This window comes from Nocardioides sp. P4_G4, assembly GCF_056401085.1.
In genome coordinates this window covers 1-21,051 of sequence record NZ_JBFUKA010000076.1, presented here as the reverse complement: position 1 = coordinate 21,051, position 21,051 = coordinate 1, and the positions used below count along the sequence as shown (strand labels likewise).

20 protein-coding genes are annotated in these 21,051 nt (G+C 71.6%); 12 read left to right on the top strand and 8 right to left on the bottom strand.

Annotation, left to right across the window (positions count from 1 at the left end; all coding sequences use genetic code 11):
- Positions 1 to 1,143 (top strand): MiaB/RimO family radical SAM methylthiotransferase (locus tag AC1DQF_RS16730; RefSeq protein WP_477526351.1); only part of this gene is annotated, 1,143 nt, incomplete at its 5' end.
- A 574-nt stretch (positions 1,144 to 1,717) separates the two neighbouring features.
- Entirely contained in the window at positions 1,718 to 2,014 is a 297-nt protein-coding gene (locus AC1DQF_RS16725) for a hypothetical protein (RefSeq protein ID WP_477526350.1), read from the top strand.
- 50 nt (positions 2,015 to 2,064) lie between these two features.
- Here the strand turns inward: AC1DQF_RS16725 and AC1DQF_RS16720 are convergent, their stop codons facing one another.
- The 3 genes from AC1DQF_RS16720 to AC1DQF_RS16710 all read right to left on the bottom strand — a co-directional run bounded on the left by AC1DQF_RS16720 (position 2,065) and on the right by AC1DQF_RS16710 (position 3,255).
- The gene (locus AC1DQF_RS16720; RefSeq protein WP_477526349.1) at positions 2,065 to 2,355 is read right to left on the bottom strand and encodes a hypothetical protein; all 291 of its coding nucleotides are present in this window, start codon (positions 2,353 to 2,355) and stop codon (positions 2,065 to 2,067) included.
- On the bottom strand, positions 2,352 to 2,828 hold the full coding sequence (locus tag AC1DQF_RS16715) for an NUDIX hydrolase (RefSeq protein WP_477526348.1): 477 nt from the start codon (positions 2,826 to 2,828) through the stop codon (positions 2,352 to 2,354). The genes AC1DQF_RS16720 and AC1DQF_RS16715 overlap by 4 nt, the downstream gene beginning before the upstream one ends.
- Positions 2,829 to 2,895: 67 nt before the next feature.
- Complete coding sequence (locus tag AC1DQF_RS16710; RefSeq protein WP_477526347.1) at positions 2,896 to 3,255, bottom strand: antitoxin; 360 nt, start codon at positions 3,253 to 3,255, stop codon at positions 2,896 to 2,898.
- Between the two features lie 63 nt (positions 3,256 to 3,318).
- On the opposite strand from AC1DQF_RS16710, the gene miaA reads away from it, so the two are divergent.
- From miaA to hflX, 7 genes are all read left to right on the top strand, one after another.
- Complete coding sequence (miaA, locus tag AC1DQF_RS16705; protein ID WP_477526346.1) at positions 3,319 to 4,269, top strand: tRNA (adenosine(37)-N6)-dimethylallyltransferase MiaA; 951 nt, start codon at positions 3,319 to 3,321, stop codon at positions 4,267 to 4,269.
- A 52-nt stretch (positions 4,270 to 4,321) separates the two neighbouring features.
- Entirely contained in the window at positions 4,322 to 6,154 is a 1,833-nt protein-coding gene (ggt, locus tag AC1DQF_RS16700; protein ID WP_477526345.1) for a gamma-glutamyltransferase, read from the top strand.
- Between the two features lie 5 nt (positions 6,155 to 6,159).
- Positions 6,160 to 6,675, top strand: a complete 516-nt coding sequence (locus AC1DQF_RS16695; protein WP_477526344.1) for a dihydrofolate reductase family protein — start codon at positions 6,160 to 6,162, stop codon at positions 6,673 to 6,675.
- 42 nt (positions 6,676 to 6,717) lie between these two features.
- Positions 6,718 to 7,506: a diaminopimelate epimerase gene (dapF, locus tag AC1DQF_RS16690; RefSeq protein WP_477526343.1), complete on the top strand. Its 789-nt coding sequence runs from the start codon at positions 6,718 to 6,720 to the stop codon at positions 7,504 to 7,506.
- A gap of 226 nt (positions 7,507 to 7,732) precedes the next feature.
- The gene (locus AC1DQF_RS16685) at positions 7,733 to 8,509 is read left to right on the top strand and encodes an SDR family NAD(P)-dependent oxidoreductase (protein WP_477526342.1); all 777 of its coding nucleotides are present in this window, start codon (positions 7,733 to 7,735) and stop codon (positions 8,507 to 8,509) included.
- 126 nt (positions 8,510 to 8,635) lie between these two features.
- The gene (locus AC1DQF_RS16680; RefSeq protein WP_477526341.1) at positions 8,636 to 9,388 is read left to right on the top strand and encodes an NYN domain-containing protein; all 753 of its coding nucleotides are present in this window, start codon (positions 8,636 to 8,638) and stop codon (positions 9,386 to 9,388) included.
- Positions 9,389 to 9,439: 51 nt separating this feature from the next.
- On the top strand, positions 9,440 to 10,957 hold the full coding sequence (hflX, locus tag AC1DQF_RS16675) for a GTPase HflX (protein ID WP_477526340.1): 1,518 nt from the start codon (positions 9,440 to 9,442) through the stop codon (positions 10,955 to 10,957).
- A gap of 4 nt (positions 10,958 to 10,961) precedes the next feature.
- Here the strand turns inward: hflX and AC1DQF_RS16670 are convergent, their stop codons facing one another.
- On the bottom strand, positions 10,962 to 12,197 hold the full coding sequence (locus tag AC1DQF_RS16670; RefSeq protein WP_477526339.1) for an ROK family transcriptional regulator: 1,236 nt from the start codon (positions 12,195 to 12,197) through the stop codon (positions 10,962 to 10,964).
- A 159-nt stretch (positions 12,198 to 12,356) separates the two neighbouring features.
- On the opposite strand from AC1DQF_RS16670, the gene secD reads away from it, so the two are divergent.
- Positions 12,357 to 14,660, top strand: coding sequence for a protein translocase subunit SecD (secD, locus tag AC1DQF_RS16665; RefSeq protein WP_477526338.1), 2,304 nt, complete (start codon positions 12,357 to 12,359; stop codon positions 14,658 to 14,660).
- A 91-nt stretch (positions 14,661 to 14,751) separates the two neighbouring features.
- Positions 14,752 to 16,734 (top strand): ATP-dependent DNA helicase, encoded by a 1,983-nt coding sequence (locus AC1DQF_RS16660; protein ID WP_477526337.1) that lies wholly within the window; start codon positions 14,752 to 14,754, stop codon positions 16,732 to 16,734.
- A 21-nt stretch (positions 16,735 to 16,755) separates the two neighbouring features.
- On the opposite strand, the gene AC1DQF_RS16655 is transcribed toward AC1DQF_RS16660, so the two are convergent.
- Both AC1DQF_RS16655 and lexA read right to left on the bottom strand, forming a co-directional pair.
- Positions 16,756 to 17,574, bottom strand: coding sequence for a phosphatase PAP2 family protein (locus tag AC1DQF_RS16655; protein ID WP_477526336.1), 819 nt, complete (start codon positions 17,572 to 17,574; stop codon positions 16,756 to 16,758).
- A gap of 90 nt (positions 17,575 to 17,664) precedes the next feature.
- On the bottom strand, positions 17,665 to 18,390 hold the full coding sequence (lexA, locus tag AC1DQF_RS16650) for a transcriptional repressor LexA (RefSeq protein WP_477526335.1): 726 nt from the start codon (positions 18,388 to 18,390) through the stop codon (positions 17,665 to 17,667).
- A gap of 304 nt (positions 18,391 to 18,694) precedes the next feature.
- Here lexA and AC1DQF_RS16645 point away from each other — a divergent pair, with 304 nt between their 5' ends.
- Positions 18,695 to 19,072, top strand: a complete 378-nt coding sequence (locus AC1DQF_RS16645; protein ID WP_477526334.1) for a LysM peptidoglycan-binding domain-containing protein — start codon at positions 18,695 to 18,697, stop codon at positions 19,070 to 19,072.
- A gap of 206 nt (positions 19,073 to 19,278) precedes the next feature.
- Here AC1DQF_RS16645 and AC1DQF_RS16640 read toward each other — a convergent pair whose 3' ends face one another.
- Both AC1DQF_RS16640 and AC1DQF_RS16635 read right to left on the bottom strand, forming a co-directional pair.
- Positions 19,279 to 19,836 carry a hypothetical protein gene (locus tag AC1DQF_RS16640; protein WP_477526333.1) on the bottom strand — a complete coding sequence of 186 codons (558 nt, stop codon included), beginning with the start codon at positions 19,834 to 19,836 and terminating at the stop codon, positions 19,279 to 19,281.
- Positions 19,837 to 20,165: 329 nt separating this feature from the next.
- Positions 20,166 to 20,771 (bottom strand): DUF6318 family protein, encoded by a 606-nt coding sequence (locus AC1DQF_RS16635; RefSeq protein ID WP_477526332.1) that lies wholly within the window; start codon positions 20,769 to 20,771, stop codon positions 20,166 to 20,168.
- Positions 20,772 to 21,051 lie beyond the last annotated feature (280 nt).

The window sequence follows — 21,051 nt, the reverse complement described above, 5'->3', positions numbered from 1 at the left end:
CTGCCGGCCCTGCTCGACCGCGCCCGCTCCCAGCAGGAGGCGCAGGTCGAGATCCTCGAGTCGCTGTCGGTGTTCCCCTCCACGCTGCCGACCAAGCGGGACTCGGCGTACGCCGCGTGGGTGTCGATCTCGGTCGGCTGCAACAACACCTGCACCTTCTGCATCGTCCCGGCGCTGCGCGGCAAGGAGAAGGACCGCCGGCCGGGCGAGATCCTGGCTGAGGTCGAGGCGCTGGTGGCGGAGGGCGTTACCGAGGTGACCCTGCTCGGGCAGAACGTCAACGCCTACGGGGTGGAGTTCGGCGACCGCCAGGCGTTCTCCAAGCTGCTGCGCGCGTGCGGCGAGGTCGAGGGCCTGGAGCGGGTCCGCTTCACCTCCCCGCACCCGGCCGAGTTCACCGACGACGTCATCGAGGCGATGGCCGAGACCCCCAACGTCATGCACCAGCTGCACATGCCGCTGCAGTCCGGGTCCGACCGGGTGCTGCGCGCGATGCGCCGCTCCTACCGCTCGTCGAAGTTCCTCGGCATCATCGAGCGGGTCCGCGCGGCCATGCCCGACGCCGCGATCACCACCGACATCATCGTGGGCTTCCCCGGCGAGACCGAGGAGGACTTCCTCGAGACCATGCGGGTGGTGCGCGAGTCGCGGTTCTCCGGGGCCTTCACGTTCCAGTACTCGCAGCGCCCCGGCACCCCGGCCGCCACCATGGCCGACCAGGTGCCGCCGGAGGTCGTCAAGGACCGCTACCTGCGCCTGTCCGAGCTGGTCACCGAGATCGCCTGGGCCGAGAACAAGGCACTGGTCGGCACGCGCGTCGAGCTGATGGTCGCCGAGGGCGAGGGTCGCAAGGACGCCGCCACCCACCGGCTCTCCGGTCGGGGCCGCGACAGCCGGCTCGTGCACTTCACCCCCGACGGCGCCCCCGGGATCCGCCCCGGCGACATGGTCACCGTCGAGATCACGTACGCCGCCCCGCACCACCTCGTCGCCGACGGTCCCGTCCTGGACGTACGCCGCACCCGCGCCGGGGACGCGTGGGAGGCCCGCACCAGCGGGCCTGCTGCCCCCGCGGGCGTCGGCCTCGGCATGCCGAGCCTCGGCGTCCCGGCCCCGCTCCCGCCGGCTCCGGCCTGCGGCTGAGTGTGGGTTCGGTGCCACCAGGTGACACCGATCCCACACCGAACGTTGTCCACAGGCCCTGATCTCGACGACTGACCCGCCCGTGGCCCGGGCACATGCAGGGGATGACCTCCGTGCACGGCTGGCCTCCCCACTGGGCCGCGGCCGACTTCCTCGGCGACCAGCAGGGCGTCGTGTCCCGCGCCCAGCTGCTCTGCGCCGGGGAGACGCCGGCCGACATCCGGCGGATGATCCGTCGTCGCGACCTCGCGGTCGTGCACCCCGGCATCTACGTGAGCCACACGGGGGACCCGACCTGGGTCCAGCGGACCTGGGCCGCGGTGCTGCACGCGTGGCCGGCGGCGCTGGCCGGGGAGGCGGCACTCCGTGCGTGCGAAGGGCCGGGCAAGCGTGCGGTGTGGACGATGGGACCACCCCGACTTCGGTACGACGACGCCGCGATCGCGGTGGCCTGTCGCGCGGCCACCGACCTGGACGCCCTCCGGGTGCTGGCGGACGTGGTCCAGGGCCGGCGCTCCACTGCCGCCCGCCTGGTCGCCGAGCTGGACTCGCGGCGACGGGTGCCCCGCCGAGCGTGGTTGACGGACGGGGTGACCGGGTCGCCTACCGAGACGTCGAGCACGCCGACGGGCTGGTGGTGGAGCTCGACGGCCGGTTGTTCCACGCCTCGGCACGACAGCGGGACGCGGACATGGAGCGCGACCTGGACGCTGCACTCGTCGGCAAGGAGACCGTCCGGCTGGGATGGGGCCAGATCTTCGGCCGGGAGTGTGTCACGGCCGGCAAGGTCGCCGCGCTGCACGTGAGCCGGGGCTGGGCGGGCCGTCCGCACCCGTGCGGGGACCAGTGTGGGATCGGTGCCACCAGGTGACACCGATCCCACACCCAGCAGAGAGTGCCCGGCACCGAGGTGTCGGAGGATCAGACCGGCGGCTCGGGTGACCCGTCCTCGGCCTCCTGGCCGGCCTCGGGGTCCTCCTGGGTGCCGGACTCCTGGTCGGCGGCCTCGCCCTCGGGGGCCTGCTGCTTGTCGTCGGGCTGGGCGATCTCGTCGGGGAGCACGTCGTCCACGGCCGGGTTGGCCTCGGGGTGCAGGTCGCGCCCGAGCCCGTCGTCGGCCGGGTCGTCGCCGATCGCGTCGGCGCCGCCGGGGTTCGGCTCGCCGTCCTCGATGACCGGATCAGGGATCGGGCCGAGGTCCTCGTTGTTCATCGTTGTCCCTCCTGGGGGTGGTCGAAACCGTGGGTGAGATAGCGCTCGCCACTGCCGAGCCGGCTCAACGCGTACGCCTCGTGGGGCACCGTCGGCGACGGCAGTGCGTCGAGGGGGCACCAGCGCAGCTCGGCGCACTTGTCGGGCTCCATGACCCGGGGCTCGCCCTCCCAGGAGCGTGCGGTGAAGAACCAGTCGACGCGCTCGTCGATGGCCTCCCCACCCCGGGTGCGGTGCATGGTGAACTCGAAGTCGAGGTCGATGCCGGTGAGGCCGAGCTCCTCGGCGGCCTCGCGCAGGGCGGCGTCGTACGCCGTCTCTCCGCGCTCGACGTGACCGGCCGCGGCGGCGGCCCAGTGGTCGTTCATGTACGGCGTGCCCTGCCGCAGCTGGAGCAGCACCTCGTCGCCTCCGTCGCCCTCGCGCAGGAGGTAGACGTAGGAGGCCGGCACGAGCACGAAGCGATCCGTCACGCCGCCAACCTAACGGTGCGCCCGGGCCCGCGCTCACCCCCTCAGGGGCGAGCAGGGACGAGGGGGCTCAGGGGCGGGTCGACGCGCCGGTGGCCGGGTTGGTCGGGTCGGTCGGCAGGCCGGGCGAGTCGGGGCTGGGCGTCGGCACCGGCGCCGGGGGCGGGGTCGGCACGGGGCCCGGCGAGGGCACCACGTCGGGGTCGGGAGCGGGCTCGGTGGTGGTGGCCCGGAAGTCGTCGTCCTTGCCGTCGAGCTGGTCCAGGCCCTGCTTGGCCTTGGCGATCCCCGTGTCGATCTTGTCGCTGTGCTTGCCACCGGTCTTGGCGTCGACGGCCTGGCCGGCCTTGTCGAGGCCGTCGGCGATCTTGTCGCCGTGCTTGTCGACGGCGTCGGTCAGTGTGGCCTTGGCCTTGTCCAGGAAACCCATCTGGTCCTCCGTGAGATCGGTCCGGCCCGGACGGGCCGGGACCCATTTGGAACACTACCGACCATGTCCGACCTGCCCCACCCCGTGACGGTCGCCGTCGTGGGCGCCACCGCCTCCGGCAAGACGGGGCTCGGCCTCGACCTCGCCGAGCGGCTGGGGGGCGAGGTCGTCAACACCGACGCCATGCAGGTCTACCGGGGGATGGACGTCGGCACCGCCAAGCTGCGGCCGGCCGAGCGCCGCGGGATCCCGCACCACCTGCTCGACCTGCTCGACGTCACCGAGGCGTCCACGGTGGCGCACTTCCAGGCCCTCGCCCGGCCGGTCATCGACGACATCCACGAGCGTGACGCGACCCCGGTCCTGGTCGGGGGGTCGGCGCTCTACACCCGCGCGGTCCTCGACCGCTTCGAGTTCCCCGGCACCGACGAGTCGCTGCGCCGCGAGCTCGAGGCCGAGCTCGAGCGGGTCGGGCCCGCCGCCCTGCACGCCCGCCTGGCCCGCCTCGACCCCGAGGCCGCGGAGAAGATGCTCGTCGACAACGGCCGCCGGGTGGTCCGCGCCCTGGAGGTCATCGCGCTCACCGGCCGCCCGTGGTCGGCCAGCCTGCCGCAGCTGGAGTACGCCGATCCGCTCACCCTCCAGGTCGGCGTCGACATCGACCGGCCCACCCTGGACGCCCGGATCGACCAGCGGGTCCGCGACATGTACGACGGTGGGCTGGTGGAGGAGGTGGAGCGCCTGCTCGACCTCGGGCTCGAGCGGGGACGCACGGCCAGCCGGGCGATCGGCTACGCCGAGGCGGCGGCGTACCTGCGTGGGGAGATGGGCCGGGAGGACGCGATCCTGCGCACCCAGGCCGCGACCCGGCGCTTCGCGCGGCGCCAGGACGGATGGTTCCGCAAGGACCCCCGCGTCGTCTGGGTGTCGTACGACGACCCGCACCGGCTCGACCTCGCGGTCGCGGCCATCGAGGCACTCCACCCCGGAGGGGATCGACAACCGGACGAGTGAGGCTGCAGGGTGGAGGCAACCGACCCCTCGGTGCTCAACTCTCGGAGGCCCCATGCGCATCGCACTTCCCGCCCTCGCCACGTCCGCGCTCGTCGCCGGACTGCTCGTCGCGGGGCCACCGGCTCCCGCCGAGGAGCCGTCGCCGTCGCCGGCGGCGCGCCCCACGGCCAAGATCCCGACCGCCGTCGGTTACGGCGGTGCGGTCACCACCGTCGACCCGGAGGCGAGCGCGGCGGCCCTGAAGGTCCTCAAGAAGGGCGGCAACGCGGCCGACGCCGCGGTGGCCGCGGCCGCCACCCTCGGGGTGACGGAGCCCTACAGCGCGGGCATCGGCGGGGGCGGCTACTTCGTCCACTACGACGCCAAGACCGGCCAGGTCCGCACCATCGACGGCCGCGAGACCGCGCCGGCGAAGATGCCCACCGACGCCTTCGTCGACAAGGCGACCGGCAAGCCGTACACCTTCACCCCCGACCTGGTCACCAGCGGCGTCAGCGTCGGCGTCCCCGGCACGCTGGCCACCTGGCAGCGGGCGCTCAAGCGCTTCGGCACCCTGTCCCTGGCCAAGGCCCTCAAGCCGGCCATCCACGTCGCGGAGCGCGGCTTCGTCGTCGACGACACGTTCCGCCAGCAGACGCTGGACAACGCGGAGCGCTTCAACGCCTACTGGGCCAGCCGGCAGCTCTTCCTGCCGGGAGGAGACGCCCCGAAGGTCGGGTCGGTGTTCAAGAACCCGCAGCTCGCCGCGACGTACACGATGCTCGGCGAGGAGGGGATCGACGCGTTCTACGAGGGCAAGCTCGCGAAGCTGATGTCGAAGATCGTCCGCCACCCCCGCACCACGCCGAGCACCGAGCTGCCGGTCCCGCGCGGCTACCTGTCGCGCAAGGACCTCGAGAGCTACAAGGTCCTCAACCAGAAGCCCAGCCGCACCCGCTACCGCGGCTACGACGTCTACGGGATGAACCCGTCCTCGTCCGGGGGCACCACCATCGGCGAGGCGCTCAACATCCTGGAGCGCTACGACCTCTCCGGGATGACCGCCACCGAGGCACTGCACCACTACCTGGAGGCGAGCGCGCTGGCCTTCGCCGACCGCGGCAAGTACGTCGGCGACCCGGCCTTCGTGGACGTCCCGATCGGCACGCTCCTCGACGACCGCTTCGCCGCCGAGCGGGCGTGCGCGATCAGCCCGACCGCCGCGATGGCCAAGCCGACCGCGGCCGGTGACGTCACGTCGTACGACGGCGTGTGCGCTGCTCCGGCGGCCCGCGGGACCGTCGACAAGGACACCGAGAACATCTCGACGACCAACCTCACGGTGGCCGACAAGTGGGGCAACATCGTGGAGTACACCCTCACCATCGAGCAGACCGGCGGCTCGGGGATGGCCGTGCCGCGACACGGCTTCCTGCTCAACAACGAGCTCACCGACTTCTCGACCGTCTACGACGCCGCCGACCCCAACCGGATCCAGCCCGGCAAGCGTCCGCGCTCCTCGATGAGCCCGACCATCGTGCTCAGGGACGGCAAGCCGTTCATGGCGCTCGGCTCACCCGGCGGCTCGACGATCATCACGACCGTGCTGCAGATGCTGGTCAACCGGATCGACCTGCGCATGGACGTCGAGGGTGCGATCGCGGCCCCGCGCGCCTCGCAGCGCAACACCGCGAGCGTGACCGCCGAGCCGGACTTCATCACCCTGTACGGCGCCGGGCTCACGGCCCTCGGCCACAAGCTCGCCCCGTCGGGTGACGCCTTCACCAGTGCCGCCGAGATCGGTGCGGCCACGGCGATCGAGTTCGGCCGCGGCGGTCTGCTGACCGCGGTCTCCGAGCCGGTGCGCCGCGGTGGGGGAGCCGCCCGGGTCGTCGAGACCCGGTAGTCGTCATGGCGACCATCTACTACACGGGCTGCTCGCTCGACGGCTACATCGCGACGTCGGACCACTCGCTGGACTGGCTGACCTCGCGCGACATCGACGAGCACGGGCCGATGCACTACTCGACCTTCCGCGAGCGCATCGGGTCGTGCGTCATGGGAGCCACCACGTGGCAGTGGATCCTCGACCACGACGACGACCCGTGGGGCGAGCTGCCCACCTGGGTGATGACGCACCGCACCTTCGCCCCGGTCAAGGCGGTCACGTTCGGTGCCGACCCGGTCGAGCAGGTGCACGCCGCCGCGCTCGAGGCCGCGGACGGCAAGGACGTCTGGCTGGTCGGCGGCGGGGACCTGGTGGGCCAGTTCCACGACGCCGGACTCCTGGACGAGGTGTGGATCCAGTACGCCCCGGTCACCCTCGGCGGCGGCGCCCCGGTGCTGCCGCGCCACGTGGAGCTGCGCCTCGAGGAGGTCGAGCGCAACCACGACTTCGCCTGCCTGCGGCACAGCGTCGTGCGGTGAGCGTCGTGCGGTGAGTGCCGGCGTCCCTGCGACACTGGGGGAGTGAGCTACCGCTTCCTCAAGGGCCACGGCACGGAGAACGACTTCGTCGTGCTGCCCGACCCCGACGGCACCGTGCACGGTGACCTGGACCCGGTGCGGGTCCGGGCACTGTGCGACCGCCGGGCCGGCATCGGCGGCGACGGCGTGCTGCGCGCTGTACGCGACGGCGACGGGTGGTTCATGGACTACCGCAACGCCGACGGCTCGGTCAGCGAGATGTGCGGCAACGGCGTGCGCGTCTTCGCCCGCTACCTGCACGACCACGAGCGCGAGCCCTACCCGATCGCGATCGCCACCCGCGACGGCGTCAAGGTGATCAGCGACGCCGGCGGCGGCCTCCTCACCGCCGACATGGGTGCCCCTCGCGTCTACGACGCCACCTCGGTCACCGTCGACGGCTCGGCGTACCCGGCGCGGCACGTCTCGATGGGCAATCCGCACGCGGTGGCCTTCGTCGACGACCTCGCCGAGGCGGGATCGCTGCTCGTCGAGCCCGGCCACGACCGGGAGGTCTACCCCGAGGGCGTCAACGTGGAGTTCGTCGTCCGCCGCGGCGAGCGGCACGTGGCGATGCGGGTCCACGAGCGGGGCTCCGGCGAGACCCGGTCCTGCGGCACCGGCGCCTGTGCGGTGATGGTCGCGACGGCGCTCGCCGACGACGCACCGCGCGGCACGTCGTACCGCGTGGACGTCCCCGGCGGCCGCCTCGACATCGTGTGGACCGGGGACGACCGGGTCCTCATGACCGGCCCGGCCGTGCTCGTCGCGGAGGGCGTCAGCGACCTGTGACGGCTGTTGCCCACGTGCGCACGTATGGCCCTTGACTCCCGGTGGAGCTCGCGCAGGTGCGTACGTATCGCGGTCGGTGTCGCGGCGAGCCCGCGCACGTGCGCGACCTCGGCGCCCTACCGGTCTTCAATCCTGCACATCTGCGCGACCTCCGCGCCCGCGCGGTCGTCAATCCGGCGCGGGTGCGCAGGCAAGCCGACCGGGGCCGACGAATATGCTCGCGCGCATGGACATCACCGGAGCTTCTGCCATCGTCACCGGAGGGGCGTCGGGCATCGGCGCCGCCGTCGCCCGCGCCCTCGCCGCCCGCGGCGCGATCGTCGTGGTCGCCGACCTGAACGCCGAGAAGGGCGAGGCCCTCGCCGACGAGATCAAGGGCGTCTTCGCGCGCGTCGACGTGACCGACACCGAGCAGATCGCGGCCGCCGTCGAGGCCGCCGCGGAGATCGCCCCGCTGCGGGCGTGCGTCAACTCCGCCGGCATCGGCTGGGCCCAGCGCACCATCGGCCGCGACGGCGACCTCGCCTCCGCGCACGACCTCGGCGCGTTCCGCAAGGTAGTGGAGATCAACCTCATCGGCACCTTCGACATGACCCGGCAGGCGGCCACCGTCATGTCCCGCAACGAGGCCGACGCCGACGGCCAGCGGGGCGCGATCGTCAACCTCGCCTCCGTCGCCGCCTTCGACGGTCAGATCGGCCAGGCGTCCTACTCCGCGTCCAAGGGCGGCGTGGTCGGCATGACCCTGCCGGTGGCCCGTGACCTCGCGGCGTCCGGGATCCGCCTCAACACGGTCGCCCCCGGCCTCGTCGACACCCCGATCTACGACGCCTTCCCCGAGCCGGAGGCCTTCAAGGCCAAGCTCGGCGAGTCGGTGCTCTTCCCCAAGCGTCTCGGCCACGCCGAGGAGCTGGCCAGCATGGTCGTGGAGTGCGTCACCAACTCCTACATGAACGGCGAGACCATCCGCGTCGACGGCGGCATCCGGATGCCCCCCAAGTGAGGCGACCGGTCGCCTCCGGCCGCCTACTGGTCTAGGCGGACGGGCCGACGTTCACCCGTTCGGGTGACAGCGGTGCCGTCGGGCCGCCAAGGTCGTCGTGTCGACATACGTCCGGGGGGATGTGCCATGAACACGACGAACACCGCGGGGTTGTCCCTCGGCGCACTGGTGCGCCGGTGGCTGGCGACCAGCGCGGACGTCGAGAGCCGGCGCCGTGAGAACGGCGAGGAGCCCGCCGCTGCGTGGTCGGTCCCCGACCTGAGCGCCGCTGTCCCTGCGGTCCGGCCGCCCTCCGACCTGCCCGTCGACCCGGCGCCCGACCGGGTTGACCTCGACGAGGTCCCCCGTCCGGTCGTCGAGCGACCGCCCCTGCCGCGCCGCCCACGGGCACGGACGCAACCCCGCCCGGTGCGCCGACTGGCCGTGCTCATCGACGCGCGGACGGTCCCGCCCGGGTCGTCGGCGGGCCTGTTCGAGGTGCTCACCGACCACGGCAGCGTCAACGTCTCCCGGGCGTACGGCGACTGGACGTCGTCCGCGGCCCAGGACTGGATGCCGCGCCTGCGCCACCACGGCATCCAGCCGTGCCACCAGTTCGGCGAGCACTCCTTCCCCGAGCCGGACCGGCGGTCGCTGGTCGCCATGACCATCGACGCGGTCGACCTGGCCTGCCAGGGCGCTATGGACGCGGTGGCCATCGTCGGCGACCTCGCCTCGGCGTACCCGCTCGTCCAGCGGCTCAACGCCTCCGGGATCGCGGTCCTGGCGTTCGGTCCGGCGGACACCCCGGACGACGTCCGCGGCCTGTGCGAGGAGTTCACCGACCTCGAGGTCCTCGCCACCGGTGGGGTGCCGGCCTCGGGCCGCCACCGGGCGTGAGGAGCTAATCGCCTCGCGGTATCTGGGGCGTCGGCATACTCTTGACGGCATATGACGAACGCACCTGACTTCAGCCTCTCCGCCGAGCTCGACGCCACCCGCGCCTGGGACGACGATGCCGAGGGCACCGACTGGGAGAGCGGCTACGCGGACGAGGAGATCGTCTCCGCCGACGGCCCCGACCCCGAGGAGACCGAGGACCTCACCACCGGTGAGCAGGACCTCGTGGCCCGCCACGCCCTGCGCCGCGTCGCGGGCCTGCGCACCGAGCTCGAGGACATCACCGAGGTCGAGTACCGCCAGCTGCGCCTCGAGCGGGTGGTCCTGGTCGGTGTCTGGATCGACGGCACCGTGACCGACGCCGAGAACTCGATGGCCGAGCTCGCGCTCCTCGCCGAGACGGCCGGCTCCGAGGTGCTCGACGCGATCTACCAGCGGCGCTCCACGCCCGACCCCGCGACGTACATCGGGCGGGGCAAGGTCGACGGGCTGCGCGAGATCGTGCAGGCCACGGGCGCCGACACCGTCATCCTCGACGGCGACCTGGCGCCCAGCCAGCTGCGCAACCTCGAGGACAAGCTCAAGGTCAAGGCGATCGACCGCACCGGCCTGATCCTCGACATCTTCGCCCAGCACGCGAAGTCCAAGGAGGGCCAGGCCCAGGTCGAGCTGGCGCAGCTGCAGTACATGAAGCAGCGTCTCCGCGGCTGGGGCGGCAACCTCTCCCGCCAGGCCGGTGGCCGGGTCGGCGCGGACGGCGGCGGCATCGGTGGGCGTGGTCCGGGTGAGACCAAGATCGAGACCGACCGGCGTCGCATCAACACCAAGATCGCCAAGCTCCGCCGCGAGCTGAAGGACCTCAAGGGCACCCGCGAGACCATGCGCCAGGAGCGGTCCCGCAACCACATCCCGAGCGTCTCGATCGCCGGCTACACCAACGCCGGCAAGTCCTCGCTGCTCAACCGGCTCACCGACGCCGGCGTGCTCGTCGAGGACTCGCTGTTCGCGACCCTCGACCCGACCACGCGGCGTACGACGACCCGCGACGGACGCATCTACACGATGTCCGACACGGTCGGCTTCGTGCGGCACCTGCCGCACCAGCTGGTCGAGGCCTTCCGCTCGACGCTGGAGGAGGTCGCCGAGTCGGACCTGATCCTGCACGTCGTCGACGGCTCGCACCCGGACCCGGAGGGCCAGCTCGCCGCCGTCCGCGAGGTCTTCGCCGAGATCCACGCCGACAAGGTCCCCGAGCTGGTCATCATCAACAAGGCCGACGCCGCCGACCCGCTCGTGCTGGCCCGCCTGCGGGCCCGCGAGCCCCACAGCGTCGTGGTGTCCGCGCGCACGGGGGAGGGCGTCGAGGACGTCCYGACCGCCGTCGAGGCCGACCTGCCGCGTCCGACCGTCGAGTTCTCCGTGCTGCTGCCCTACGAGCGCGGTGACCTCATCAACCGGCTGCACCAGGAGGGCGAGATCGCCTCGCTGGAGCACACCGGGGACGGGTCGCTCGTCTCCGGGCGGGCCAACGCGGACCTCGCCGGCGAGCTGGAGTCGTACGCCGTCTGATCCCTCAGGCCGTCACGTCGAGCGCGGCACAGCGCGCATCGATGTTGTCGGGCTGGAGGAACTCCTCGATCACGGTGACCGCGGCCCCGGTGATCGCGGCGCGTGACCCGACCTTCGACGCCACGAGGCTCAGCTGGCTGGTCGCCAGCGGCAGGCTCCGGGCGAAGACCACCTCGCGGATCCCGGCCATCAGGCTGGGCGCGCGCGCGGCGAGGCCGCCGCCGATCACGACGACCGACGGGTTGAGCAGGTTGACCACGGTGGCCAGCACCTCACCGATGTCGCGCCCGGCCCGGCGTACAGCCGCGGTGGCCCGGGGGTCGTTGCGCTCCAGCAGGTCGAGGACCTCGCGGGTGCCGATGTCGTCTCGCGGCCGATCGGGGAACAGCTGCGCCGCGATGGCCCGGCCGCTGGCGACGGCCTCGAGGCAGCCGGTGTTGCCGCACTCGCACGGCACGTCCGGGGCGCGCGGCGCGCGGACGTGACCGAGGTCACCGGCCGAGCCGACCGCGCCGCGGTGCAGGCGCCGGCCGCTGATCAGGCCGGCTCCGATGCCGGTGGCGACCTTGACGAAGACGAAGTGGTCCACGTCGGGGTACTCGGTCGCGTGCTCGCCCAGCGCCATCAGGTTGACGTCGTTGTCGACGTGGACGGGGGCGCCGAGCCGCTCCCGCACCCACGTCGCGACCGAGAAGCCGTCCCAGCCCGGCATGATCGGCGGCTTGATCGGCACGCCGGTCGTGTGCTCCACCGGGCCGGGGAGCCCGATCCCGATGCCGGCCAGCTGCGCCCGGTTGGCCCCGTGGTCGTCCATGAGCTGGCGCGCGGCGGAGACCAGCCAGTCCAGGGCCGGTTCGGGACCGTCGGCGATGTGCAGCTCGCGGGAGGCCTCGGCGATGACCTCACCGGCGAGGTCGGTGAGCGCGACCGTCGCGTGCGTGGCGCCGAAGTCGGCGGCCAGCACGACGAAGGACCCCGGGTGGAAGGACAGCCGTGTGGCGGGCCGCCCACCCGTGGACGCGCCGACGCCGGAGGTCTGCACGAAGCCCGCTGCGGCCAGCGAGTCGAGGCGTGCGCTCAGCGTCGAGCGGGAGAGCCCGGTGCGTGCGATGAGCTCGGTGCGGGTGAGTCCGCCGCTGCTCCGCAGGAGGCGCAGCAGGTCGCCGGCGCCCCTCGCCGTCGGCGTCGCCGTGGGGGTCGGGCCCGGGGTCGCTGATCCGGTGATCGCCTCCGCACGCATGCGTCGAGTCAACCACCTCGCTGGGCCGGCGACCGGCTACGACCCCGCCGAGCTGTTCCCCGACCCCGGCCCAGGGGTCTGGACAGCGCCGCGCCGCGCCCCAGGAGGTTTGGCAGGCCGATTCACGGGGCTCACCGGTCGTGGGAGAGGATGTCGCCTATGTCACGCGGTGCCCTCGTACGCTTCCTCCTCGTCCTCGGTCTCCTGGGCGGGTGCCTCGCGTTGACGCTGGGCGTCAAGCCCAACCTCGGCCTCGACCTGCGCGGTGGTGCGCAGTTCGTCTTCCAGGCCGAGGACACCGGATCGGTCCAGGCGACCGCGACCAACGTCGACAAGACCGTCGAGGTGCTGCGCGGGCGCGTGGACGCACTCGGTGTGGCCGAGTCGACCCTGGTGCGCCAGGGCGAGAACCGCGTCCTCGTCGAGCTCCCCGGCGTCAGCAGCGACGCCGAGGCCAAGCAGGCGGAGGAGCGGATCGGCCAGACCGCCCAGCTGTCGGCCCACCCGGTCCTCAAGAGCCTGCCGGCCGAGCCCACCAAGGAACAGCTGGCCAAGGCGAAGGAGCAGGGGCACGAGATCCTGCCGTCCGACCAGGGCGACTGGCTCGAGATCGGTCCCACGGTCCTCGCCGGCGCAGACATCACCGGTGCCGCCGCGGTGCAGCCGCAGAACAGCGTCAGCTACTCGGTGTCGCTCGACTTCAGCGGCAAGGGCGGCAACGCCTGGGCCGACGTCACCGGCAAGGCGGCCTGCAACCCGGTGGGCGATCCGAAGCGTCGGGTGGCCATCGTGCTCGACAACGAGATCATCACCTCGCCCCAGGTCAACGAGGGCGTGGGCTGTGACGTCGGGATCCAGGGCGGTGGCACCGAGATCACCGGCGACTTCTCCGTGACCGAGGCCCAGGACCTGGCCGCCCTGATCGAGGGTGGCGCGCTGCCCCTCGAGCTGAAGCTGATCTCCAACCGCCTCGTGGGCCCGACCCTGGGCGAGGAGGCCATCAGCGCGTCCCTCGAGGCGGGCATCATCGGCCTCATCCTCACCGGCCTGTTCATCATCCTGATCTACCGCGTCGTCGGCGCGATGGCGACGATCGCGCTCGCGTCGTACGCCCTGCTCGCCTACGCGATGCTGCTGGCCCTCGGGTCGACCCTGACCCTGCCGGGCCTGGCCGGTTTCGTGCTGGCCATCGGCCTGGCCATCGACGCCAACGTGCTCGTCTTCGAACGCGCGAGGGAGGAGTACGCCGCCTACCCCTCGGCCGGGCTCCGGCGCGCCCTCGCGGTGGGCTTCAACAAGGCGTGGAGCGCGATCCTCGACTCCAACGTGACCACCCTGCTCGCGGCCGGCCTGCTCTTCGCCCTCGGCTCCGGGCCCATCAAGGGGTTCGGTGTCACGCTCTCCATCGGTGTCATCGCCTCGATGATCTCGGCGCTGATCATCGCCCGCGTGCTGTCCGAGCTCGCGGTGTCGACCAAGGCCGTCTCCCGCCGTCCCGGCATCAGCGGCCTCGGCAACATCGGCCGGGTCCGCACGTGGCTGGACCGCAAGAACCCCGACATCATGAGCAAGCGCAAGATGTGGCTCGCCATCTCCGGGGTGGCCATGGTGCTGGCCGTGTCCGGCATCGTCACCCAGGGCCTCAACCTCGGTGTCGAGTTCACCGGCGGCCGCCAGCTCGACTACTCGGTGAGCAAGGACATCACGGTCGACCAGGCCCGGGCCGCGATCTCCGACGCCGGCTTCGCCGACGCCGTGGTCCAGGGCGCCGACACCGCCGACTTCACCGTCCGCACCGGCATCATCAGCAACGACGAGGAGCAGAAGATCGAGGACGCGCTCTCCTCCGTCGGCGGCGAGGTCACCAAGCAGGACGACCAGACGATCGGCGCGTCGCTGGGCACCGAGCTGCGCGACAAGGCGCTGATCGCCTTCGGGGTGGCGCTCGCGGTGCAGCTGCTCTACCTCGCCATCCGCTTCAAGTGGACCTTCGGCGTCGCCGCGGTGGGCGCGATGGCCCACGACGTGCTGCTCGTGGTCGGCCTGTTCGCCTGGCTGCACAAGCCGATCGACGGCATCTTCCTCGCCGCCGCATTGACGATCATCGGCCTCTCCGTCAACGACACGGTGGTCGTCTTCGACCGCATCCGCGAGCGCTGGTACGGCTCGCGGCCGGGGGACTCCTTCATCGAGATGGCCAACAAGGCCTCGGTCGAGACGATGCCGCGCACGGTCAACACCGGTCTGGGTGCCATGTTCATCCTCGCCGCCCTGGCGGTGCTCGGTGGCGACTCGCTGCGCGACTTCGCGATCGCCCTGCTGGTCGGCCTCATCGTCGGCACCTACTCCTCGGTCTTCGCCGCCACGCCGCTGCTGACCTACCTCCAGCAGAAGTGGCCGATGGGGCGGGTCAAGAAGGAGAAGGTCGTGCGCACGCCCGACGACTCCGGGGCTGTCATCTGACCGGACGGTCCGCTGGGACGGTTGTGGAGCGGAGTCGGCGCCCGTCGGTGCCGCCGCATAGGGTGCTCCGGTGCCCGTTTCCGACTCCCGCGTGAGAACCCTGCTCCACGAGGCCGTGACGGCGCTCGGGGGGCAGGAGCGTGCGGGCCAGGTCGAGATGGCCGAGGCGGTCGCGACCGCCTTCACCGAGGGCGAGCACCTGCTCGTCCAGGCCGGCACCGGCACCGGCAAGTCGCTCGCCTACCTGGTGCCGAGCCTGCTCCACGACCAGCGCGTGGTGATCGCCACGGCCACCCTGACGCTGCAGCACCAGCTCGTCGAGCGCGACATCCCGCGCCTCGTGGAGGCGGTGGCCGGTGGGAGTGCCGGCAGCAAGGTCGACACGTCGTACGCCGTGCTCAAGGGCCGCTCCAACTACGCCTGCCTGCACCGCATCCGCGAGGGCGTGCCGGACGACCAGGGGGCCCTCGTCGACGTGCCCGTCGGGTCGATGGCCGAGAAGATCCTCGAGCTGCGCGGCTGGGCGGAGGAGGAGGCCGAGGACGGCGGCACCGGGGAGCGCGACAACGCTCCGCGCCACACCGACCGCGAGTGGCGTCAGGTGAGCGTCAACCACCGCGAGTGCCTCGGCGCGGCCAAGTGCCCGTTCGGGCAGGAGTGCTTCGCCGAGCTCGCCCGGGAGAAGGCGCAGCGCTCCCACCTCATCGTCACCAACCACTCGCTGCTGGCCATCGACGCCATCGAGGGCGTGCCGATGATCCCGGAGTACGACGCCGTGGTCATCGACGAGGCCCACGAGCTCACCRCCCGGGTCACCCAGGCCGCCACCGACGAGCTGGCGGTCGGTGACGTCGAGCGCGCGGCACGGCGTTCCCAGCGGATCGTCGAGGACGACTCGGCCGACGCCCTGGCGGAGGCCGCGGACGCACTGTCGGACGCCTTCGAGGCGACCATGGCCGGCCGGATCGAGCGGATGCCCGAGCAGCTCGGTGCCGCTCTGGCGCTCGTGCGCGACGCGGCCCGGACCTGCCTCTCGTCCTACCCTCGCGAGACGCCCGGCGACGGCGAGGGCGACCCGGGCCGCACCCAGGCCAAGGGGATGGTGCAGGACGTCTTCGCCAACGCGGAGCGGATGGCCGCCGACCTCGAGTCCGACGTGCTGTGGCTCAGCGAGCCGCCGCCGCAGGCGTCCACCCGCATCCCGGCGCGGCTGCACGTCGCGCCGCTGCAGGTCTGGGGCCAGATGCGCGACAAGCTGCTGTCCGACAAGACGGTGGTCTTCACCAGCGCCACGCTGATGCTCGGCGGCGACTTCAACGCCGTGGCCAGCTCGATCGGGCTCAAGCCCACCGAGCGGGTCGAGGCCACCGGTCCCGCCCCGGCCGATACCCCCGACGGGGTGCTGCCCTGGCGGGGGATCGACGTCGGGTCRCCGTTCGACTACGGCCAGCAGGCCATCCTCTACGTCGCCCGCCACCTCCCGCCGCCCGGTCGCGACGGCCTGGTCAAGGYCCAGCTCGACGAGATCTGCGAGCTGGTCGACGCCGCCGACGGTCGCACGCTGGGGCTCTTCTCCTCACGGCGGGCCGCGGAGGCGGCGGCCGAGCACGTGCGGGAGAAGCTGCCGCACCTGACCACCCTGGCCCAGGGCGACGCGCAGCTCCCCGAGCTGGCCAAGCAGTTCGTCGAGGACCCGCACACCATCCTGTTCGGCACCCTGTCCCTGTGGCAGGGCCTCGACGTGCCGGGCGACACCTGCCAGCTCGTCCTCATCGACAGGATCCCCTTCCCTCGCCCCGACGACCCGCTGATGTCGGCACGGCAGCGGGCGGCCGACAAGGCGGGCGGCAACGGCTTCATGCAGGTCGCCGCGACGCACGCCGCGCTGCTGATGGCCCAGGGGGCGGGCCGGCTGATCCGGACCACCACTGACCGTGGGGTCGTCGCGGTGCTGGACCCACGCCTGGCCACCGCCCGCTACGGCGGGTTCCTCAAGGCCTCGCTGCCGCCCATGTGGACCACCACGGACCCCGCGCTCGTCCGCAAGGCGCTCGCGCGGCTCGCCGCCGGCTGAGGGCTGCGCGGCCGCTCGCCGTCACCGGGAGCGGTGGGTCAGCCACATTCCAGGCCACGTCCGGGTGGCTCGCGCACCGCCCTCGGGCGGGTCGACCACCGCCGACGGGCCGATCGTCTGCCAGGCGATCAGGACGATCGCCCACCCGGCCACGACGTCGAGGATCCAGTGGTTGCCGGTACCCACCACGACGACGGCGGTGAGGATCGCGTGCGTCCAGGCGAGCGCGGCGACCCAGCGGCGGCGTACGACGTGACTCACCGCGAGCGCCACCCACAGCGCCCACCCGGCGTGCATGCTCGGGAACGCGGCGAGCTGGTTGGTCAGCCAGCCCAGGCCCTGGGGAGCGGAGGCCTCGCCACCCCACCAGCCGGCCGCCGAGTGCACGGCCAGCAGGTCGGTCCACCCGGCGAGCATCCGTGGCGGCGCGGTGGGCATGGCGAGGTAGGCGACGAGGGCCGCGGCCGTGCTGCCCACCAGGGCGAGCCGGGCGGCTCCGTAGACGTCCCGGTGCCGCAGGAAGAGCCAGACCACGACGACGAGGGTGAGCACGTAGTRGGCGCCGGCGTAGTAGAAGGATGCGGCCACGCCCACCACGTCGTGCCTGACGAACCAGCCGTTGAGGCCGCCCTCGATGTCGAGGTGCAGGGTGCGCTCGACGTCGAAGATGCGCAAGGCGCGGGTGAGGGCCGGCGCCAGGGTGTCGTCGGCGAGCACCCTGCTCAGGGCGTAGCCGACGTAGACCAGGGCCAGGACGCCCAGCTCGCGCAGTCCGTCACGAGGAAGTGCCGCCTTGGCGGTCGTCGACCTGGTTGCGGTGGGCGCGGCGAGAGAAGTCACCCGTCAAGTGAACGTCGCCCGGCGCCATATTGCATCGGGAATTTCCCGGTCCTTCCCCCGACCTGGGTATCCGGGGGAGCCCGGAGGGGGTCACATGCGGCGCAGGACCGCCGTGACCTTGCCGAGGATGGTGGCGTGGGTGCCGTCGATCGGCTCGTAGGCGTCGTTGTGGGGGAGCAGCCACACGTGGCCGTCCTTGCGCTGGAACGTCTTGACCGTCGCCTCGCCGTCGATCATCGCGGCCACGATGTCGCCGTTGGCCGCGGTCTGCTCCTGGCGGATCACCACGTAGTCGCCACTGCAGATCGCCGCGTCGATCATCGAGTCACCGGAGACCTCGAGCAGGAACAGARTGCCTTCGCCGACCAGCGACCTGGGGAGCGGGAAGACCTCCTGGATCTGCTCCTCGGCCAGGATCGGTCCGCCGGCCGCGATGCGACCGACCATCGGGACGTACGTCGCCGGGGGAGCGGTGTTGCCGATGTCGGTCTCGTCGATGCTCGACTCGTCAGCGCTGGAGATCGAGCGACGGGCGGCCATGACCTCGGGGAGGAAGACCTCGATGGCACGCGGCCGGTTGGGGTCGCGCTTGAGGAAGCCCTTTTCCTCCAGCACCTTGAGCTGGTGGGCGACGCTCGAGGAGCTGGTGAGCCCGACCGCGGCGCCGATCTCGCGCATGCTGGGCGGGTAGCCCCGGGTCTCGATGGCCTCCTTGATCGTGGCCAGGACGCGCTGCTGACGCGGGGTGAGTCCGGTCGCGTCCGGCGGCCCGTCGGGCATCTCGACGACCTTGCCGCTGCGGTCCTTGCTGGCCATGTGCTTCCTCCTGCTGCGTGGGCTGCTGCTGGGCCCTCTCATTGCGTGGCTCAACCGTAGTCCTGTCGCGCACGTGACTTCAAACATTTGTTCGAACCGCGTGTCGGGTTGGCGGGTCGTCGTGCCGCTCGAACAAATGTTCGTCCAACCCCTTGCATCGTTCGAACACACGCTCTACTCTCGAACACGTGCTCGATCGAACGCCTGAGCGATTCACCCGATTGTCGGTGGCTCCCTCTAGACACAGCCCCAGACAGAACCGATCGACACCACCTACCGGCTGACTCTTCCCCTGGAGGCCACCATGAGCACCGCCACCCTCTCTCCCGCCTTTACCCCGACCCGCACCGCGCGCACCGGCCAGACGGCCCGCCCCGCGCGGTCGTCCGTGCGGTTGACGCGCCGAGGTCGACTCGTCGTCCTCGCTGCCGCCCTGGCCTTCGCCCTGTTCGCGGGCTTCTTCCTCAGCTCGGTCGCCGTCGGCACCGACGAGGCCGGCCAGGCGCCCGCCACCGAGATCGTCATGGTCGAGCCCGGGCAGAGCCTGTGGAGCATCGCCTCCGAGCTCACCGACAGTGGCGACGTCCGCACCACCATGCGCGAGATCGAGCGGCTCAACGCCCTCGACACCGTCGCCATCTCCGCGGGGCAGAAGCTCCGCGTGCCGGTCAGCAACGACTGACCTTCTAGTTTTCCGCCAGCCGACTCGACCCCGGCTGGCGGGACCGGGGAAGACAAGGGGCGGGCCCATCGGGTCCGCTCCTTGCGGCATTTCAGGGTCGTTGTCGCAGTGCGATGCGGTGCGGTGCGAGCTGAGTCACCCGGTGACGCAACTCCCAGCGGGGACCCAGGTGGTCCGCGATGTGCGCTCGGGGGTCGGAGGGAAACTCAGCGGACGAGCTGTGGCGTGGCCTCGAGAACGGCGACATCGACGGGTGCGCCGGTGATCGCCACGGTGCCGTCCACGGGGCGCCAGTCGGGCTGGCCGACGACCTTGAACTGTGCCGACCAGGTGGTGTCGACGCTGAGCTGTAGGCCCGTGGACGGCTTGGCGTAGGTGTGGGTGATGAGCTCGGCCAAGTTGGCGCCCTCGGTCCAGGCTTTGCCGGGAGTGCTTGTCGTCTGGCTGGTGCCGTCGCCGTGCTGCCAGATGAACTGGCTGGGCCAGACCTCGAGCAGGACGTCGATGTTGACGCGGTCGAGGTGCACCGGGATCTGGTGGCGCTCCGCGCTGGTGGAGAGGATCGTCGGGAGGTTCACCAAGGTCTCGCCGCCCGGAGGCTGGACGTTGATCGTGGACTCGGGGAGGGCGACCTTCTCGAAGGCCTTGAGCACTTCCGCCGGGATGTCGACGGTCGCGGTTGGAGTCGTGGTCGCCGTGGGCGGCGGGTCTTGCGGGCACTGGTCGTAGGTGCCGAGGGTGGCGCCCGTGACGGCTTCGATCATGGTCCATGTGATCGGAACAGATCCATCGGAGCATCGATTGGGGGTCACACAACCCACACCGCTGTATGTATCGCAGGACAGATCGCCTTGCTTCCATATGACGCTCGGAGTCTCGGCGGTGCTATCCCCGATGCTCGTTGAAATGTCTGACGTGCCCGATCCCTGGCTCTGCATTGAGTCGTTGTTCGCTGCCCCTGCAAGTTCGAGGGCGCCGAGGTCGTCGTTGGGAGATGCCGTCACAGTTGGGCTCGGGGTCTCGGTCGCGAATGCGGCTCCGGGTGTTCCCAGCGTGAGCAGGACCGTGGCCCATGTCGCAGCCAATCTGCGGCTCATGCCGCGGCCCAGTTCGCGATGTGCCAGCCGTCCTGACCGCGAACCACCTCGTAGCGCAGGGTGCCAGACCCCGCATCGTAAGTGCGATCAAGATTGCCGGCGCCCGTCACGACCTGCGCAGTGTGCTCGGTGATAACAGTCAGGTAGTAGATGGATGTGTCGTCATCTACCCGTCGGCGACCCGTTGCCTGTGCTGATCGCACCGTGTAGTTGCCACCAGAGCTCTCCCCTCCGCGTTCGTAGATTGCGTCCACAAACTCCACGGCACCGTTGCAAGCCCTGCAGGTCCGCAATCCGAGGTCACCAAGACCCGATGTGTCACCGGTGGCCTGGGCGTAGTTGACGTAGTCGTAGTAGTGCTCCACGAACGCGGCAGCCGCCTCCTTCCCATCCCCCTCAGCCTCAGGCGGAAGCGTCGGCTCCGCCGGCCCCGTGTCCGTCTCCACCGCCGAGGGCGACGACGTGGGATCCGGCATCTGCGGCGTCGGCCCGTCCTCCGAGCACCCCGCGAGCAGGAGTGGCAGGACGCACGCGGCCGCGAGCGATCGGCGTACACGACCAGAATTCATGAAGACCTTCTTTCCCGAGAGCACCGGATCCATGCCCGAGCACGGCCGGCGAATCCAAAACTAGGGGAGTCGCGCCCGGAGATCGACCCTCAGTTCTGGGGCTGTGGACGACGATGCGAGAGCGCGGGGGAGTACGTTCTCGCCACCCCCTTCGCCGAGAGGCCGGACCATGCGCCCCTGCACGCTCGCTGCCCTGCTCGTGCCCGTCGTGCTGGCGGTCCCGCAGACCATCGCGCCTGTCGCCGCCCAGTCCGCGACTTACGCCGACGCAGCGGCTCGAGCCACGCACCGGTCTGCGAGCGCTGAGCAGAGC

Excerpts from the sequence above, each read along its gene's own strand:
- AC1DQF_RS16720 (WP_477526349.1), bottom strand. The coding sequence starts at position 2,355 with ATGAACAACGAGGACCTCGGCCCGATCCCTGATCCGGTCATCGAGGAC.
- AC1DQF_RS16710 (WP_477526347.1), bottom strand. The coding sequence starts at position 3,255 with ATGGGTTTCCTGGACAAGGCCAAGGCCACACTGACCGACGCCGTCGAC.
- miaA (WP_477526346.1), top strand. The coding sequence starts at position 3,319 with ATGTCCGACCTGCCCCACCCCGTGACGGTCGCCGTCGTGGGCGCCACC.
- ggt (WP_477526345.1), top strand. The coding sequence starts at position 4,322 with ATGCGCATCGCACTTCCCGCCCTCGCCACGTCCGCGCTCGTCGCCGGA.
- AC1DQF_RS16695 (WP_477526344.1), top strand. The coding sequence starts at position 6,160 with ATGGCGACCATCTACTACACGGGCTGCTCGCTCGACGGCTACATCGCG.
- AC1DQF_RS16685 (WP_477526342.1), top strand. The coding sequence starts at position 7,733 with ATGGACATCACCGGAGCTTCTGCCATCGTCACCGGAGGGGCGTCGGGC.
- AC1DQF_RS16680 (WP_477526341.1), top strand. The coding sequence starts at position 8,636 with ATGAACACGACGAACACCGCGGGGTTGTCCCTCGGCGCACTGGTGCGC.
- AC1DQF_RS16670 (WP_477526339.1), bottom strand. The coding sequence starts at position 12,197 with ATGCGTGCGGAGGCGATCACCGGATCAGCGACCCCGGGCCCGACCCCC.
- secD (WP_477526338.1), top strand. The coding sequence starts at position 12,357 with ATGTCACGCGGTGCCCTCGTACGCTTCCTCCTCGTCCTCGGTCTCCTG.
- AC1DQF_RS16645 (WP_477526334.1), top strand. The coding sequence starts at position 18,695 with ATGAGCACCGCCACCCTCTCTCCCGCCTTTACCCCGACCCGCACCGCG.
- AC1DQF_RS16640 (WP_477526333.1), bottom strand. The coding sequence starts at position 19,836 with ATGATCGAAGCCGTCACGGGCGCCACCCTCGGCACCTACGACCAGTGC.
- AC1DQF_RS16635 (WP_477526332.1), bottom strand. The coding sequence starts at position 20,771 with ATGGATCCGGTGCTCTCGGGAAAGAAGGTCTTCATGAATTCTGGTCGT.